Below are 16,209 nucleotides of genomic sequence, written 5' to 3' on the forward strand. Positions count from 1 at the left end.
TTTTCACCACAAAATCAATTTAGTTTTAAAGAATTTAAATTCTTTTTAATTTAAATTCTTCGTTTTCGTAAAACACTACATAAGAGCTAATTTTGTGATTAGAAAATCTAGTTTTTATAAAGTTTTCATAGGTTTTTAGCTGTTTTTCATAAGATTTATTAAAAAACGAGCTTTTATAATCAATTATCTTAACCCAATCATCGCTAATAGCTAATAAATCTATTCTATTTACTTTATTTTCATATAAAAAGTTATATTCTTTAATCAAATTATGATTTTTGATTAGTTCTTTAAACTCCACACATTTAAGCAAATCTTCGCAAAGTTTTTTTAATTTATCAAAATCCACTTGATTAAACTTATTATATGCAAGTCTTAAACATTCATTCAAGCTTTCATCATTAAAATCACTCAATTCACAAAAATAGTGAAATGCGTTTCCAAGCATAATCGCATCAGTGCTAAACTCTTTAGCCTTGACATTTTGAAGTGGCACGCAAGGATTAAACTCATAGCTAATACTTATAGCACTTGCTTCATTTTCTTTATATCTAAAATTAAGCAAATCATCATCTAAACTCTCATTAGTAATTTCATTATAATTAATCCCGCTAAGCCCAGCTCCATCATTCATAATAATACAAAGAGAGCTAATCGCTCTTGTATAAGCTACATAATAAGTATTTATCTCATCAGTTTTTTTCGTATTCTCATAAATTTCAAGCTTTTTTGCATAATCTTTATCATAAAAACATCTAAGATTTCTAATAGCACTAGCATCTTTTTTAAAGCCATACCATTTGTGACTAGAAAAATCATATTCAATTTTAAGCCCTGTATCGTGTGGAGGGGTTTTACTTAAATGAACGCAGATTAAATGCTCAAATTGTAAGCCCTTGCTCTTATGAATTGTCATGATATTTATGCCTTTTGCTTCATTGTTTGATGCAAGTTTATTGCTAAGATTATATATGGTATCTAAAAAATCTTTAGAACTAATATCATCTAAAAACTCTAAAACATACTCATCTTTGCATAAATCAAGATGAGTTATTATCTCATTATAAATCTCATAAGCACTTTTTGTAATATCAATTTTAAGCCTTGAATAATCCTTGCCTAGCACAGACTTTACAAAAAAGCCATAAATCTCATCTCCTAAAATAGAGTATTTTGCAAATTCTATTAAAACCCTAACACTCATTTTTGAAACTAATAAAGAGTTATTATTTACATTAGTTTTTAAGCCAAATTCATTTAAAAAATTAGCTATTTCATTTGCGTTTGCATTATCTCTTGTAAGTATGCAAATATCATCTAATTTTACTCCGTTTTGTAGCAAACTTGCAATCTTTTTATAAACATCGTTTAAGTAATTTTCGGTGATTATTTTGCTTACAACTCCGTTTTCTTTACTTGCAACTAATTGCTCGTAATAATCATCATAAAGATTTTTAAAATTATTATTTACAAACTCTACTATGGCTTTTTTACTACGATAATTAGTATCAAGATTTTGCAAGCTTATATTATAGGTTTTGTTTTTGTGAAATAAATCAAATACTTCTTGTTTAGCACCCCTAAATGAATAAATTGATTGCTTTTTATCCCCTACATAAAAAAAGCTTTTTTGCTTATCATCTATGCCAATTCCAGCCACTATTTCTTCAACTATTGGCTTAATAATTTCGTATTGAATAACCGAAGTATCTTGAAACTCATCTATTAAAAGATGGCTTAGATTTGAATTAAGTCTAAAATAAAAAAGGTCTTTTAAATCCTTATTTTGCAATATTTTATGAACATAAATAGCAACATCACTAAAGCTTAAAATATTTTGCTCTTTATGATAATTTTTCGCAACTTCGCTAAATTTATCTAAATAATTAAAGCATAATTTTAATTGATTGCTCTCTAAAAAACCATAATATTTAGCAACGATTGATAGTAATTCTTCATAAGCTGCTGCAAAAGTTGGTAAATCTAGGGCTTTTTGTATATTTGATTTGCTAGCGTCTAAAAATGAGCTAGAAAGTAAAGAATTTAAATCCGTAATTTTGCCAAGCCATTCATCAACTTTTTTATTTGCTCCAGTAAAATTATCTTTAAGCCTTAAAAACTCATCAAAAGGATTTATAAAAGTCGTATCATTTATGATTTTTTCGCCTGTATAATTTAAATACAAACTCTCAAGCCAGTTTAAAAAATCTCCTAAACTCATATTAAAATCTTTTAAATCTCTTACTAATTTTATGGCTTCATTTGTATCTAAAGACTTTAAAAACTCTTCTTTAATATCTAAATAATCAATGAGTTCCGCATCTACGCTTAAGCCTTCGTGTGTTGCAAAAAGCCTTAAAATCTTAGAAAAAAAGCTATCAAAAGTATAAATCCTAAGCTCATCTTCTTTAAAGTTTTTTAAGAATTTATTTCTTGTATTTATGATTTGCTCGGCACTTAAACCTAGTAAATCTTGCAAAAATTGAAGCTCGGCAGCTCTATTTTCAAGCTCTAAAAATACCTTTGTAATTCTCTCTTTCATCTCATTTACGGCTTTTTTTGTAAATGTAAGAGCTACTATATCATTAATACTCGCCCCGCTTAAAACTAAAGCAATATATCTAACACTTAGAGTAAAAGTCTTGCCACTTCCAGCACTTGCTGCTAATGCGATATGTTTCATACTCTATCCTTTTTATTGATTATTAAATGATAATAGCCATAAGCATTTTCACTTTTTTCTAAGACAAAGCCATCTTTAAGAGTTGCAATGTCACTTTCAATCTCTTGAGATAATTTATTAAAATTTTTACATTCAAACACCGCCCCACGAGTGCTTTTTAAATAAATTAAAGCTGTTTGTATCGTAGGCTTATCTAAAAGCATTGCGTAAAAGGCTAATTGTTTTTCGTGATTTTTAGTAGAATTTGGCTTGTTTGTAGTCTTATAATCAATTATTAGCTCATCACTTATCCTATCAGCTATCCCGTAAGCATCAATATTTGCAATTTTACTCGAAAGCTTTTCTTCACAATTTGCACTTGGCTGATTGTTGTTAATATAATATGCGATTTCATCTAAATTATCGTATATTAAAGCATAATCAATTGGGCTTAATTTGTCTTTTAGCTCTTTTTCAAATTCTTGTTTTAAATTCTTAAAATCAGCGTTTTGTAAAAACTCATGAACCATAGTCCCAACTGCTGCTTTTTCGTTTGAATTACTAGGTTCACTTAATTCTAAAATATATTTTAAATAATACTCATAAGGTGAGTTTAAATAGCACGATAATCTTGAAAAACTAAGCGGTTTTGCAAAAAAATTATGATTTTTTATAAGTTCTAAATCAGGCTCAAATATATTTTCATTTGCTTTTATTTTGCCATTGAGTGCCTTTAAAAACGACTCCATAAGCCCTTTTTCATCTACGATTTGTCTTTCGCAACTAAAATCTTTTAGCATTCTAGCGGGTGATTTTTCTTCGTTTTCAAGGTATAAAACAAAAACTTCTTTGGCATTAAAAAGCTCTTTATAATAATGCCTTTGTAAATTTTCTCTATCAGCATAGCTAATTAGCCCAGCCTTTGTGCGAACAGCATTGTTTAAAAACATTTCACTAACACTTCGCTTTGGCACTAAATCATCATTAAAATCAAGAACAATTACTAAATCATATTTCATTCCACGACTTTCAAGCATACCTAAAGCATCAACATTTCCGCCGTTTGTGTGAGAAATTTTAATATTATTAGCGTCAAGTAATTTTATGATTTGCTCGTTTGTTAGCTTAAACTCATTATTTAAAATCTTTATATCATTTAGGCGGTTTTTTAGGATTTCTTTAACTTCAGCGTTTTTGCTAAGGCTTAATAGTTGCTCTTTTAATTTATCAAAATTACTAAAATCAAGTTCGCTTGTATTTAATAATCTTTTTTGCACTAAAGCCAACTCATCATCACCTAAAATCGCATTTAGTTTTTGTGCTATTTCGTTTGAGTTTAGCCCACTTGCAATATTTAAATAATTATGAATATCAAGAGCTTTTAAACTAGTTGCAATGCTTTCATCAGGCATAATAAGAGCTATTTGTTTATCATTTTCGTAATATTTTGATATTAGACTAAGTGCGTAAATGTATTGATAAATTGAGCTTTTAAACGAAGCAATTTTTAAGGTATTGTTATAATTTAGATTAGTTTGCTCTAGGATTTGCCAAGAATTATTAAAACTTAGAGTATAAGTATGATTTGGCTCAAAATCTATTTTAAATGATTTTTTTAAAAGATTTATATTGTAATCGCTTACATTTGTGATGATTTTTACATCTATTTTATCCGAAATACTCTCAAAGAATTCTAATTCGTATTGCTTTAAAAAGCCGTTTAGATAAAAGCTAATTGATTTATATTGACTAAGCAAAAACCAATTAGCTTTTAAATCTTTAATAGTTATATCATCATATAAATTTTGATTATCTAATTCGTTTTTATAATGCTTTAAACACTCTTCTAAAATATCTAAATACTCATCAAAAAAACTATATAAATCATTATTTCTTAAATCATCTATACTTACTTTTTGGCTATTTAATTCGCTAAAAAATGAGAATAAATATTCTTTATTTTTTAAAAAACTTAAAAAATCATTTGAAAAATTAAGCTTTTTATAATCTTTAGTTTTATTACAAGCCCTACTCATAGCAATGATTTGCTCTACTTCAGTCGCTCTTCTTTTATCATTTATTGCGAAATCTTGCAAAAACTCATTAATACTAATTGTAGTTGGAAAAAATCCTTCATTTTTAATACTTGCTAAGTAGTTTTTAATTTGCCTTAAATTAGAAAATACAATCAAATCCTTTTTATACATTTATTTTCCTTTTAAAAGATTATTATGAGTAGTTATAGCGTAAAAAAGCTTTAATATTAAGCTTTTTTACATTGATTTTTGCAAAGTTCAAGTTTATAAAATTTTGAAAGTTCGTTGATTTTAAAATCAATCAATAAAGTCCAGCGTCCATTAGAAATATCTCCTAAATCAGCTTTAAATTCTTTTAAATTATCATCATAATTTACGATAATTTCTTTATCTTCATATTTTGTGTGTGGTCTTGTTAATTTTGCCTTTACGCTTATATTGCTTGCTTTTAAATTAGACTTTTCTTTAACTTGTAATATCACTTCATTATCTACAAATACCGCTGGGCGTTTAGTAACATCTAATCTTGTTTTATCACCTAAAACCCTAAAAGCAAAATTATCTAAAAATAATTTTTCGTTTTCTTTGATTTTTGCGTAATTATTCTCAACATCTTGATATTTTAAAAAATAACTTTCATCTTCATCTACTGGATAATCAAAAGATAAATAAACGGTGTAAATACAAGCAATCATCATAAAAATAATTGAACCAACAATCAAATAAGGCCAATGTCTTCCTTCTTTTATCATTTTTTCTTTACCTTTCTTCTAATTAAAACTACTATAAAAACAATAGTAAAAATATAAAAAATAGTTCTAATTGTATTTATAATATTATCATTTAAATCCCCGTAAGAATACTCAAGTTCTACACCTTTACTACTTGCAATTACATCACACAATTCAGCAAACCCATTTAAAATCGCTGCATTTACTAAATCTTTTCCTTTAGGTTGAGTAAGTATTGGCAATATTGCACCTTGTTTTGGGAAAAATCCATATTTTAAATAATAATATTCGGTAACACTTCTAAAATCTAATCCTAAATCACTTATAACATCTAACTTTTTATCTTTAAGGCTAATTACTATAATTGCATAATTTTTATCAGTTTTAATACTTTGTTTTAAATCTTTAAAAGGAATTTCATTTGATATTAAAACACTTGTTTTAATACCTGTTTTTTGCTCTAAATCATTACTTAAAATATTTATTTCATTTAATACTTCATTACTTAAAGGCTCTTGTGAAAATAAATTCACAAGAGCTAAAAGCATTATAATTATTAGCTTTTTCATCCTATACCTAAATGATTAGGAGTTAAAACTGACCAAGCTGTAACTATTGCTAACACAACCATTCCTAAAACTATAATTGTTTCTAATAACTTGCTCATTTTGCGTCCTTTCTAAAATCTTCTAAACTTCTATTTTCGTGCATTTTAGCATCTTCAATTTTTTCTAGTTTATAAGGATTTCTGATTTCTTTTTGTTGAACATTTATTCCCCAAATAGTAAGCCCAACTAGGATTGATAATAATAAAACGGTAGCTATTAACATACCTGTAATTCCGTGTAATCCAAACACATTTCTATTATGATTATCCATTTTTTACTCCTTTGATAATGTGCTTACATAACGAGCAACTGCATCTACTTGCTCATCGCTTAGCATTGATTTAAAGCTTGGCATTGCTCCTATTACTTTTACGCTTGCATCAGCACTTGCTATCTTACCGCTAGCTAAAACCATTTTAATAAAATCAGGTTTAGTATAAATATTTAATGCAGGTGCTACACCTTCAGTACCTTCTCCATTTTCTCCGTGACAAGCTGCACAAGTTGTTTCAAACACATCTTTACCAACTTCGCCTTGCATTCCATTTGCTACATAAGTTGCAACTGCTTTTGCGTCATCTCCTTCAACTAAACCAGCTGGCATTTCTCCGTATCCTAAACCTGTTGAGCCGTTTTCTAAAATATCTAAAATTCCAGCAACGCTACTCCATTTAGTTAAGTCTTGAGCCTTACCATTAATTCCAGTTGCTTCAGCACCATGACAAGGAGCACAATGTAATAAAAATACATTTCTACCCATATTTAATTTAGATTCATCATCAAATGCTACATATTTTTCTTTATATTTTGCATTATGACTTGCTACTTCTTCATTATATTCACCTATTGATGAATATTTGTTTAGTGGAAAACCTATTAAAAAATACCATAAAGCAAACACTATTAAAACGATAAACATAACAGCCCAACCTACTGGTAATGGGTTTTTATATTCACTTATTCCATCCCATTCGTGCTCGCTTGTTTCAGCATCTTTTCTTTTAATTCTCATCTGTTTAAATACATTTAAACTTACTATCAACACGGTAGCAACAATAACAACTGCACCAATTATAGAAAGTAAATTTACATTATCAGAAAGATTTAACCATTTCATCACTTTCTCCTATTTTCTAATAAAGATGAATTAATATCATCATCTAATGCAAGATTTGCATATTTTTCATAATCTTTTTTACCTTCTCTTTGTGCTTTATATAAATGAATAATATAAGCATAAAGCACAAAGGTCAAAAACGCCACAAGGAAAAAATAAGCATGTCCTTGATATTGCACAAGTTCAACCAAACTCATAATTCTTCCTTACTTTAAGCTATTTAAATACGCAATCAATGCAACTATTTCTTTAATTTCGCATTTACTATCAAGTGCATTTGCACGGCAAGGTTCAAACGCTTGTTTTACTTCTTCATCGCTCATTGCATCAACAATAGGTGTAGCTTGTTCTACCATCATTTTACGAGCGTCTTCGTAAGTTCCTAATTTTGGATAACCTTCTTCATCATAAGGAACATTGAAAACTTTTTTAACAGTTAAAGCTTCAGCATAAGCTGTATCTAAATCTGAATTCTTTTTAAATAAATGTGGATATTCAGGCATAATTGAACTAGGCACTACAGAAACAGGTTTTTTCATATGATTTTCGTGCCAATCAGTAGTTCTATAATTACCAACTCTCATTAAATCAGGACCTGTTCTTTTTGAACCCCATAAAAATGGTCTATCATAAGCATATTCACCTGCTTTTGAATAAGCACCATATCTATCTGTTTCTGCTTTAAATGGACGAATTAATTGCGAATGGCAAGCATTACAACTTTCTTTAATATAAACATGACGACCTGCAAGTTCTAAAGCTGTATAAGGCTTTTTACTCTCAATTGGTCTAGCGTTAGGACTAAATGCAGGTAGAATTTCTACAACACCAGCATAAGCAATAACAACAAATACAAATACCGCAAAAAAGAAAGGATTTTTTTCTAACCAACTAAACATTTTTTACCTCCTTACGCTTGCATTGGACTTGCTGATTTTGGTTCAACTTCAACGCTTCTGCTTGAAGTAACTGACTTATAAATATTATAAGCAAACATAAAAAATCCTATTAAATATAATAAACCACCAATAGCTCTTATTATAAAATAAGGATGTAGTGCTATAACAGTATCAATAAATGAATAAGTTAGAGTTCCATAATCATCATAAGCTCTCCACATCATACCTTGAGTAATTCCAGCAATCCACATTGAGCTAAAGAATAATACAATTCCTAAAGTTTGGATAGTAAATTGGTATTCCATAATTTTTTTACTATAAATCTCTTTTTTAAATACCCTTGGAGTCATATGATAAATTGCAGCCATAGTCATAAATCCTACCCAACCAAGTGTTCCATCATGCACGTGTCCTGGAATCCAGTCTGTAAAGTGTGCTAGAGCATTGATTGATTTAACTGATTGAATTGAACCCTCAAGTGTGCTAAACATATAAAATGTTGAAGCAAAAATCATAAACTTAATTAATGGGCTTTCTTTTACTTGGTGCCATTCACCTTTCATTGTAAGTAAGATATTGATTGCACTACCCCAACTTGGTAATATTAATACAACAGAGAAAATTGAACCCATTGTTTGCATCCAATCAGGAACGGTTGAATAAATCAAATGGTGTCCGCCTGCCCATAAATATATAAACATTAAAGACCAGAATGAAAATAGTGATAATTTATAAGAAAATACTGGCTGACCACTTTCTTTTGGTAAGAAATAATATATTTCAGCAATAATTGCAACCGTGAAAACAAAAGCAACCGCATTATGTCCCCACCACCATTGAATTAAAGCATCGTTACTTCCTGCATACATAGATACTGAATGAAGCCAAGAACCCATTCCTGTAACTAATTTTGTAGGAACTTCCATATTATTAAATAAATAAAGCATTGCTACGCCTAAAAATGTCGCAATGTAATACCAAATAGAAATATAAAGACTTTTTTCACGGCGAATTCCAATAAGTCCAAAAATTCCCATACCCCATAAAACCCAAATAACAACAACTGCTATATCAAAAGGCCATTCAAGTTCTGCGTATTCTTTTGAAGTTGTAACACCAGCAAAAAGACTTACAACAGCTAATAATATAGTAATCATAAAGATTATAAAATGAGCTTTACCTATGAACATTAAGAATTTTGATTCTTTCATAGAAACTTTTAAAACTCTTTGACCTACATAATACCAAGTAGCCCAAATACCTGAAAGCATAAAGCCATAAACAACTCCGTTTGTATGAAGTGGTCTTAGGCGGCCAAATGTAGAATATTCACCTGCAATATTATTTAGCTCAGGAAATGCTAATTGAAACGCGATTAAAGTTCCAATTCCCATACCGATTATGCCAAACAAAATACATGCGAACATAAACCACTTAGCTACGGTATAATCATAGCCAAGATTTTGCGATGGATTTGCCATAACTGCTCCTTAAATAGAAATTAAAATAATCTGCTAATTATAATCTTAAAAAAAATAAACTAAGCTTAATTTGTAATAATTTTGAAATCTTTTTTATAAAATTCTAAAAAAATTCTATTATTTCTCTCGTGTAATTTATATTCATTTAAGCAATCTAGCTCATCTTTTACGAATGAGCCTTTGTATAAAATAAATTTCGTATTATCATTGGTTATATCATTACATAAAGTAACAATTAGTTCTGTTTTTGCAAAAGCTCTTGAAGTTATCAAATCGCATTTTAAGTCTTTTTCACATTCAACTTTTATAGGTTTAATAAACACATTATCTAAATTAAACTTAGCTTTAATTAGCGATAAAAATGCTGATTTTTTATAACTTGGCTCATACAAATAAAAATTACAATCTCTTTTTAAAAAAGCTAAAAATATAGCAGGAAAACCAGCACCTGAGCCAATATCTGCTATATTAATTCCTGATTTAAATTCTACGAAATTAAGTATTTCAATACTATCAAGTGCTGCTGCTTTTATATCTTTTAATCTTGTAATATTATGAACTTTATTGTATTTTTTTAATTCATCTTCATATGAATTTATAAAAGCTAAAAATTCATTATTCATTTAGCATATGCCCCATTTTGCAAGATTTAACTTTTAAATATTGTTTATTGTATTCATTACTTTGCATTATTAATGGTATGCGTTTTACATCTTTACTAATAGCTTTTAATTTTAAAGGATTATTTGTAAGCAATCTTACGCTTTTAATTTTGTAATATTCAAGTATAAAATCAACTATTTTATAATCTCTTTCATCATCTTTAAAGCCTAGTTTTAAATTCGCTTCAAGTGTATCAAATCCATTATCTTGTAAATTATAAGCATTTACTTTATTAAATAGACCTATTCCACGACCTTCTTGACGAAGATAAATAACCATTCCGCCATTTGCTTCAATATATCTTAAAGATGCTTTTAATTGGTCTCTACAATCGCATTTAAGCGAACCTAAAGCATCACCTGTAAGGCATTCAGAATGTATGCGAACATTAATCTCATCACTAATTTCGCCTTTCATAATTACTAAATGCTCTTTTTCGTTTTCTTTAAAAGATTGGATAACAAAATTTCCAAATCTTGTAGGTAAATTTGCTTGTTTTGAAATTTCAACTAACATTGTTTAACTCTTTTTTGATTTAATTAGCCTTAATTATACAAAAAAAGGAGTTTAGTGTGCGTAAATTTAGACGACTTAGAAAAAGCCCTATAATTAGGGATTTAGTAAAGGAAAACCAACTTAGCTTAAACGATTTGATTTACCCTTTATTTGTAGTAGATAAAAAAAGTGCAAAAATTGAGATTAAATCAATGCCAGGAGTTTATCAATTAGGATTTGATGAATTACTAGCAGAATGTAATGAATGTTTAAAGCTTGGAATTAAAAGTATTTTATTATTTGGCGTATTAGATGAAAGCGCAAAAGATAGTTGCGGAAGTGATGCAATGAGCGATAATGGGCTTATAGCTCGTGCTATTAGAGCTATTAAAGAGCGTTTTGGTGATAGCTTATATTTAATTGCTGATTTATGCTTTTGTGAATACACAGACCACGGACATTGCGGAGTATTAGATGAAGATGGGTATTTAAATAATGAAATTACGCTTTTAAATTCTAGCAAACAAGCTTTAGTAATGGCTAGAGCTGGAGTTGATATGATTGCACCTAGTGGAATGATGGATGGAATAATAAAAACTTTAAGAACTACTTTAGATGAAAATGGCTTTGATACTTTACCTATTATGGCTTATTCAACCAAATTCGCAAGTGCATACTATGGACCTTTCCGTGATGTGGCTAATTCAGCTCCTAAAAAAGGCGATAGAAAAGCTTATCAAATGGATTATGCAAACGGAAAAGAAGCTTTAAATGAGAGCTTAGAAGATGAAAAACAAGGTGCTGATATATTGATGGTAAAACCTGCTTTAGCATATTTAGATGTAGTTAAAGAAATTAGCCAAAACTCACTACTTCCACTATGCGTTTATAATGTAAGCGGGGAGTATTCAATGCTTAAAAACGCTGGAATAGCTGGGCTTGTAGATTATCCAAAAATCTTAATGGAAACTATGATTAGTTTTAAAAGAGCGGGTGCAAAACTAATAATCACTTATCACGCTAAAGAATTAGCCGAAATGTTAAGGGGATAAAAATGGATTTTAGTGTATTAGCAAAATATCAAACAAGTGGCCCAAGATATACTTCATATCCAACAGCTATTGAGTTTGGCGAAGATTATAAATATGATGATTTTATAAAAGATTTAGAAAGTAACGAGAATAAGCCTTTATCGCTTTATTTTCACTTGCCGTTTTGTCGTTCGGCTTGTTATTTTTGTGGCTGTAATGTAATTTATACAGCTAATGAAGATAAAAAAGAAAGGTATTTAGATTATATTTTAAGAGAGCTTGATATTTTAAAAACTCATCTTAAGATAAAAAAAGCTATTCAAATGCACTTTGGCGGTGGAACGCCTACATTTTTTAGTGCAACTCAACTTGAAATCTTGCTTAAAAAAATTAATGAAATATTTGAGTTTTTACCTGATAGCGAGCTTTCTTGCGAGATTGACCCTAGATTTTTAAATGTTGAACAAATGAGTGTATTTGCAAAATACGGCATAAATAGAATTAGCTTTGGTGTGCAAGATTTTGACCCTAAAGTGCAAAAAGAAATTCATAGAATTCAACCTTACGAAATTACAGAAAATGCAGTAAAACTAGCAAGAGCAAATGGGGTAAAAAGCATAAATACTGATTTAATTTACGGACTTCCTTATCAGGATTTAAACTCATTTAGCAAAACGCTTGAGACAATTTTAAAAATAAATCCTGATAGACTTGCTGTGTTTAATTACGCTCATGTGCCTTGGATTAAAAAGAATATGAGAAAATTTGATGAAAGCACTATTCCTGAAGCTAAAACTAAGTTAGAAATTCTAAAACATACTGCGAAATTTTTAGGCGAAAATGGTTATAAAATGATAGGAATGGATCATTTTGCTAAACCAAATGATGAATTATTTAAGGCTTTAGAAAATGGTACACTTCATAGGAATTTTCAAGGATATACTACAAAAGGTGGAGCTATTTTGGTTGGCGTTGGGCTTACTAGTATTGGAGAAGGACTTAATTATTACGCACAAAACTATAAAGATTTAAACCTTTATGAAGCAGCTATTGATAATGGCAAATTACCATTTCATAGGGGAATTAAACTTAATAATGATGATTTAATTAGAAAAGCTGTAATAATGAGTTTAATGGCTAATTTTAGTCTTAATATTAAAGAAATTGAAAAAGAATTTAAAATAGTATTTTGGGATTATTTTAACGACGCAAAAGAGTATTTAAAAACTTATGCTGAATTTTTACAAATTAGCGATGATGAAATAAGAGTAAATGAAACAGGCACATTATTAATCCGTAATATTTGTATGGGATTTGATGCTTATATGAAAAATAAAGGTGAAAAGACCTTTTCAAAAACATTATAAAGGTAAGTAAATGTATGAATTAGCAAAAAAAGTTATATTTAAGTTTGACCCTGAAGATATGCACCATTTAGTAATCAAAGCTCTTAAAACTCAAAGATTTTTAAAAGTAGTTGATTATAAAAAAACTTATAAGAATTTAGAAAATGAATTAATCAATATGAAATTTTCTAATCCTATTGGACTTGCAGCAGGATTTGATAAAAATGCTGAAGTAGTAGCTCCTTTAGCAAATCTTGGCTTTGGTTTCATTGAAGTCGGAGCAATCACTCCTAAGGCTCAGCCAGGTAATCCTCGCCCAAGAATTGAAAGATTAGTAGATGAGCTTAGCATTCGCAATGCAATGGGGTTTAATAATGACGGCGTAGAAGTTGCAAAAGCAAATTTAATGCGTGAGAATTTCTCAAAACTACCTCCGATTTTTATAAATATAGGTAAAAATAAAGTTACACCTAATGAAGAAGCGATAAATGATTATGAGATTTTAGTTCGTGAGCTAAAGCCTTATGCAGACGCTTTTGTAATTAATATAAGTTCGCCTAATACTCCAAATCTAAGAGATTTACAAAATGCTAAATTTATTGAAGAAATTTTTACTAGACTAAATGCTATTAATGATGTGCCAAAATTTATAAAATTTGCTCCTGATATGGATTTTGGCTTGGCTACTGAATTAAGTCTAACAGCTTTAAATGCTAATGCTTGCGGAGTGATTTTAAGCAATACTACGCAAGATTATTCACTTAGCAAAAAGCCTGATTTAACTAAGGCAGGTGGTCTAAGTGGTAAAGTATTAGCCGAAAAGTCTTTAAATATGCTAAAAGCAATCGCACCAAGCGTGCATAAAAAAGGCATAATTATTAGTAGTGGCGGGGTATTTGACGCGGCTCAAGCTTATGAGCGTATAAAATGGGGTGCTAGTTTAGTTCAAGTGCTTTCATCTATGATTTTCGTTGGACCTAGAATTGCTAGAAATATAAATGATGAGCTTACAAAATTAATAGAAAACGACGGCTTAAGCTCGATTAATCAAGCCATCGGCGTAGAATTATAAGAATTTGAAATTCCTATTTCAAATTCTTGATCTTTCGCATTGCTAGAATATAGACTAAAATAAATGAAAATAAAAATAATCTATTCATATATTCATAAAAAATACCGCTTCTATCAAAGCAAATAATTTGAATATAAAAAGCTATAAAAGATATTAAAGTGATTATTTTTATAATTGCTCTAATGTTGGATTTATAGTGATTTAATAAATAAAATATATCAATATAAATAATAGGCATTATTATTATGCTAAGTTCAGTTAATGCCATTATAAACACTATTCCAACGATAAAAATAGTTAAAACAATAGTAATACCAAGATAAAAACTAAAAGGTATTATCAAATTAGTCTTGCTAGCAATTGAGCTAAAATCTAAAGTTAAAAAATAAGCTAAAGAGCGTTTTGGAGTAATCTCATTAAAATGCCTTTCTTTTATCATTGATAAAATCAGTGCAAGTATGAAAAAAATAATAAAACCAATGGCTTTATAATCAATTGAAAGCATAAAATTATCTTCTAAATAAACCCTAAGCCAATGAAAGCATACTAAATAATAATCAATAAGATAAAACGCTATTATTACAATGATAGTTTTGATTATTTTATTTTTTGTGATTGAATTAAGCCTTTGTAAAGTGCTAAGAATTAGTATAAAATCAATAGCAAGATAAAAATTAGCATATAAACCCTGAAAAACAATTTGAGAATAACTCATAAAATCATTTTTAATAAAAGTAAAATCTACATTATTAGCTAAAACTAAACGCACAAATCTTGAAAACTCTATCAAACAATAAAACAAGCCAAAAGCTAAAATCGGAAAAATAAAAACCATAAAGGCATACGAACGCCTACTCATAGTAGCTCTTAAATCAAAATTAGCTACATTAATCAAAGCTTCTTTTATGCAATTCATTTTGTATACCCCCCCCCATTAACAACTCGCAAATATCAACGCCTAAAACCTTGCTAATATTATAAATATGCTCTAGGTTAAAATGTTTGCCGTTTTTGTTGTTTTCGCAATTTGAATAAAAGGCTATTGATTTTATGCCTATACTTAGGGCCAAATCTAGTTGGCTTATGTTTTTTTCGGTTCTAAATTTTTTAACATTACTTGATACTAATTTATAAAATTCTTCTATTTCTTCAGTGTTTTTCATACATTATCCTATAGGTAAAATCTAATAATTTAAACGATATAAAAATTTAAAATCTATATCCTATAGGATAAATTAATTTATTTATGATAAATTTGCTTTTAAATTTATTTAAGGAGAAAAAATGAAAAAATTATTTTTGTTTTCATTAGTTGCATTAGCTTTTAGCTCTTGTGCGGCTATTGATAATTTCACAACCTATACTGAAGGCACTAAGATTACCCAAGATGAGCTTGATAGCATTGTGGTTAATAAATCTAGTAAAAGTGATTTGGAAGAGAAATTCGGAGCACCTAGCAGAATTAGTTCTTCTAGTGAATGTGAAATGTGGCATTATGATTTCGTTAAGATTAGTTCTTTTAGCCCAAATATAAATGATTCTAATGTTTTTTGTATCAACAAAAAAGGCATAGTAATTAAAAAACTAAAAGCTAAAACAAAAAGCAATAATCCATTATTAAGGTAAAAAATTATGAAAGATTTTTTTAATAAAGCATTTAAAGGACTTAATCCTAGTTATTATTTTAGACATTTATTTTTTGGCATTGTAATATCTGTTTTATTTTTTATGTTATTCGCTAACTTAGTCGGTAATATAGTTGCTCCTATTTTTGTTGGTATTATTAATGCTTTACTTTATCCATATTCAAGGTTTGTTTATGAAAGTATTGTGAATTTTATTATGGGAAATAATGTATTTTTCTTTCAAGGCAAATTATTTTTAATATATTGGTTTATTAAAATTTGGATAATGCTTTTGTGTTGGGGATTGTCTATTGTTATTGCTCCTATTGGATTAATATATTTATATTATTACCACAGCAAAAATCAAAACTAAAATTTGGCTTTTAAAGCCAAATTTTATATTTTATAGTATTGATAAATGGTATCCATACAAGTATTTTAAT

At 28.6% G+C, this 16,209-nt stretch carries 18 protein-coding genes; 5 read left to right on the forward strand and 13 right to left on the reverse strand.

The annotated features are described in order from the left end of the window. Positions 1-34: 34 nt before the first annotated feature. The 11 genes from KJR01_RS05365 to ribA all read right to left on the reverse strand — a co-directional run bounded on the left by KJR01_RS05365 (position 35) and on the right by ribA (position 10,713). Complete coding sequence (locus tag KJR01_RS05365; RefSeq protein WP_214117635.1) at positions 35-2,683, reverse strand: UvrD-helicase domain-containing protein; 2,649 nt, start codon at positions 2,681-2,683, stop codon at positions 35-37. Further along, entirely contained in the window at positions 2,680-4,869 is a 2,190-nt protein-coding gene (locus KJR01_RS05370) for a PD-(D/E)XK nuclease family protein (RefSeq protein WP_214117636.1), read from the reverse strand. The genes KJR01_RS05365 and KJR01_RS05370 overlap by 4 nt, the downstream gene beginning before the upstream one ends. A 56-nt stretch (positions 4,870-4,925) precedes the next feature. Next, a complete protein-coding gene (locus KJR01_RS05375) occupies positions 4,926-5,450 on the reverse strand; it encodes a FixH family protein (protein WP_214117637.1) in 525 nt (174 codons plus the stop codon). Beyond that, positions 5,447-5,998 (reverse strand): hypothetical protein, encoded by a 552-nt coding sequence (locus KJR01_RS05380; RefSeq protein WP_214117638.1) that lies wholly within the window; start codon positions 5,996-5,998, stop codon positions 5,447-5,449. The genes KJR01_RS05375 and KJR01_RS05380 overlap by 4 nt, the downstream gene beginning before the upstream one ends. 94 nt (positions 5,999-6,092) lie before the next feature. Further along, entirely contained in the window at positions 6,093-6,308 is a 216-nt protein-coding gene (locus KJR01_RS05385) for a DUF4006 family protein (RefSeq protein ID WP_214117639.1), read from the reverse strand. A gap of 3 nt (positions 6,309-6,311) precedes the next feature. Then, entirely contained in the window at positions 6,312-7,154 is an 843-nt protein-coding gene (locus tag KJR01_RS05390; protein ID WP_214117640.1) for a c-type cytochrome, read from the reverse strand. Beyond that, the gene (locus KJR01_RS05395) at positions 7,154-7,351 is read right to left on the reverse strand and encodes a cytochrome c oxidase, cbb3-type, CcoQ subunit (protein WP_214117641.1); all 198 of its coding nucleotides are present in this window, start codon (positions 7,349-7,351) and stop codon (positions 7,154-7,156) included. Before KJR01_RS05395 ends, KJR01_RS05390 begins: the two co-directional genes overlap by 1 nt. 9 nt (positions 7,352-7,360) lie before the next feature. Then, complete coding sequence (gene ccoO, locus KJR01_RS05400) at positions 7,361-8,053, reverse strand: cytochrome-c oxidase, cbb3-type subunit II (RefSeq protein WP_214117642.1); 693 nt, start codon at positions 8,051-8,053, stop codon at positions 7,361-7,363. Positions 8,054-8,064: 11 nt separating this feature from the next. Beyond that, complete coding sequence (gene ccoN / locus KJR01_RS05405; RefSeq protein ID WP_214117643.1) at positions 8,065-9,534, reverse strand: cytochrome-c oxidase, cbb3-type subunit I; 1,470 nt, start codon at positions 9,532-9,534, stop codon at positions 8,065-8,067. Between the two features lie 65 nt (positions 9,535-9,599). Beyond that, the gene (rsmG, locus tag KJR01_RS05410) at positions 9,600-10,157 is read right to left on the reverse strand and encodes a 16S rRNA (guanine(527)-N(7))-methyltransferase RsmG (RefSeq protein ID WP_214117644.1); all 558 of its coding nucleotides are present in this window, start codon (positions 10,155-10,157) and stop codon (positions 9,600-9,602) included. After that, complete coding sequence (gene ribA, locus KJR01_RS05415) at positions 10,150-10,713, reverse strand: GTP cyclohydrolase II (RefSeq protein ID WP_214117645.1); 564 nt, start codon at positions 10,711-10,713, stop codon at positions 10,150-10,152. The genes rsmG and ribA overlap by 8 nt, the downstream gene beginning before the upstream one ends. Positions 10,714-10,769: 56 nt before the next feature. On the opposite strand from ribA, the gene hemB reads away from it, so the two are divergent. Genes hemB through KJR01_RS05430 form a run of 3 tightly spaced genes read left to right on the forward strand, consistent with a single transcriptional unit; the run spans position 10,770 to position 14,141 of the window. Next, positions 10,770-11,744, forward strand: a complete 975-nt coding sequence (gene hemB, locus KJR01_RS05420) for a porphobilinogen synthase (RefSeq protein WP_214117646.1) — start codon at positions 10,770-10,772, stop codon at positions 11,742-11,744. A 2-nt stretch (positions 11,745-11,746) separates the two neighbouring features. Next, positions 11,747-13,090 carry an oxygen-independent coproporphyrinogen III oxidase gene (gene hemN / locus KJR01_RS05425; RefSeq protein WP_214117647.1) on the forward strand — a complete coding sequence of 448 codons (1,344 nt, stop codon included), beginning with the start codon at positions 11,747-11,749 and terminating at the stop codon, positions 13,088-13,090. 10 nt (positions 13,091-13,100) lie between these two features. After that, on the forward strand, positions 13,101-14,141 hold the full coding sequence (locus KJR01_RS05430; RefSeq protein WP_214117648.1) for a quinone-dependent dihydroorotate dehydrogenase: 1,041 nt from the start codon (positions 13,101-13,103) through the stop codon (positions 14,139-14,141). A gap of 13 nt (positions 14,142-14,154) precedes the next feature. Here the strand turns inward: KJR01_RS05430 and KJR01_RS05435 are convergent, their stop codons facing one another. After that, positions 14,155-15,057, reverse strand: coding sequence for a hypothetical protein (locus KJR01_RS05435; protein ID WP_214117649.1), 903 nt, complete (start codon positions 15,055-15,057; stop codon positions 14,155-14,157). Continuing rightward, the gene (locus tag KJR01_RS05440; protein ID WP_214117650.1) at positions 15,029-15,304 is read right to left on the reverse strand and encodes a helix-turn-helix domain-containing protein; all 276 of its coding nucleotides are present in this window, start codon (positions 15,302-15,304) and stop codon (positions 15,029-15,031) included. The genes KJR01_RS05435 and KJR01_RS05440 overlap by 29 nt, the downstream gene beginning before the upstream one ends. A 121-nt stretch (positions 15,305-15,425) precedes the next feature. Here KJR01_RS05440 and KJR01_RS05445 point away from each other — a divergent pair, with 121 nt between their 5' ends. Continuing rightward, a complete protein-coding gene (locus KJR01_RS05445; RefSeq protein WP_214117651.1) occupies positions 15,426-15,767 on the forward strand; it encodes a hypothetical protein in 342 nt (113 codons plus the stop codon). 6 nt (positions 15,768-15,773) lie between these two features. Continuing rightward, positions 15,774-16,139, forward strand: a complete 366-nt coding sequence (locus KJR01_RS05450) for a hypothetical protein (protein WP_214117652.1) — start codon at positions 15,774-15,776, stop codon at positions 16,137-16,139. Positions 16,140-16,209 lie beyond the last annotated feature (70 nt).

Origin of the sequence: Campylobacter sp. 2018MI10 (genome assembly GCF_018501175.1) — a bacterium.
In the GTDB taxonomy this organism is placed as follows: Bacteria; Campylobacterota; Campylobacteria; order Campylobacterales; family Campylobacteraceae; genus Campylobacter_E.

What these genes read in the sequence shown, in the direction of transcription:
- KJR01_RS05365 (WP_214117635.1), bottom strand. Translation starts at nt 2,683, where the DNA reads ATGAAACATATCGCATTAGCAGCAAGTGCTGGAAGTGGCAAGACTTTT.
- KJR01_RS05380 (WP_214117638.1), bottom strand. Translation starts at nt 5,998, where the DNA reads ATGAAAAAGCTAATAATTATAATGCTTTTAGCTCTTGTGAATTTATTT.
- KJR01_RS05375 (WP_214117637.1), bottom strand. Translation starts at nt 5,450, where the DNA reads ATGATAAAAGAAGGAAGACATTGGCCTTATTTGATTGTTGGTTCAATT.
- KJR01_RS05430 (WP_214117648.1), top strand. Translation starts at nt 13,101, where the DNA reads ATGTATGAATTAGCAAAAAAAGTTATATTTAAGTTTGACCCTGAAGAT.
- ccoN (WP_214117643.1), bottom strand. Translation starts at nt 9,534, where the DNA reads ATGGCAAATCCATCGCAAAATCTTGGCTATGATTATACCGTAGCTAAG.
- KJR01_RS05445 (WP_214117651.1), top strand. Translation starts at nt 15,426, where the DNA reads ATGAAAAAATTATTTTTGTTTTCATTAGTTGCATTAGCTTTTAGCTCT.
- KJR01_RS05395 (WP_214117641.1), bottom strand. Translation starts at nt 7,351, where the DNA reads ATGAGTTTGGTTGAACTTGTGCAATATCAAGGACATGCTTATTTTTTC.
- ribA (WP_214117645.1), bottom strand. Translation starts at nt 10,713, where the DNA reads ATGTTAGTTGAAATTTCAAAACAAGCAAATTTACCTACAAGATTTGGA.
- KJR01_RS05440 (WP_214117650.1), bottom strand. Translation starts at nt 15,304, where the DNA reads ATGAAAAACACTGAAGAAATAGAAGAATTTTATAAATTAGTATCAAGT.
- KJR01_RS05385 (WP_214117639.1), bottom strand. Translation starts at nt 6,308, where the DNA reads ATGGATAATCATAATAGAAATGTGTTTGGATTACACGGAATTACAGGT.
- KJR01_RS05450 (WP_214117652.1), top strand. Translation starts at nt 15,774, where the DNA reads ATGAAAGATTTTTTTAATAAAGCATTTAAAGGACTTAATCCTAGTTAT.
- KJR01_RS05435 (WP_214117649.1), bottom strand. Translation starts at nt 15,057, where the DNA reads ATGAATTGCATAAAAGAAGCTTTGATTAATGTAGCTAATTTTGATTTA.
- hemN (WP_214117647.1), top strand. Translation starts at nt 11,747, where the DNA reads ATGGATTTTAGTGTATTAGCAAAATATCAAACAAGTGGCCCAAGATAT.
- KJR01_RS05370 (WP_214117636.1), bottom strand. Translation starts at nt 4,869, where the DNA reads ATGTATAAAAAGGATTTGATTGTATTTTCTAATTTAAGGCAAATTAAA.
- KJR01_RS05390 (WP_214117640.1), bottom strand. Translation starts at nt 7,154, where the DNA reads ATGAAATGGTTAAATCTTTCTGATAATGTAAATTTACTTTCTATAATT.
- ccoO (WP_214117642.1), bottom strand. Translation starts at nt 8,053, where the DNA reads ATGTTTAGTTGGTTAGAAAAAAATCCTTTCTTTTTTGCGGTATTTGTA.
- rsmG (WP_214117644.1), bottom strand. Translation starts at nt 10,157, where the DNA reads ATGAATAATGAATTTTTAGCTTTTATAAATTCATATGAAGATGAATTA.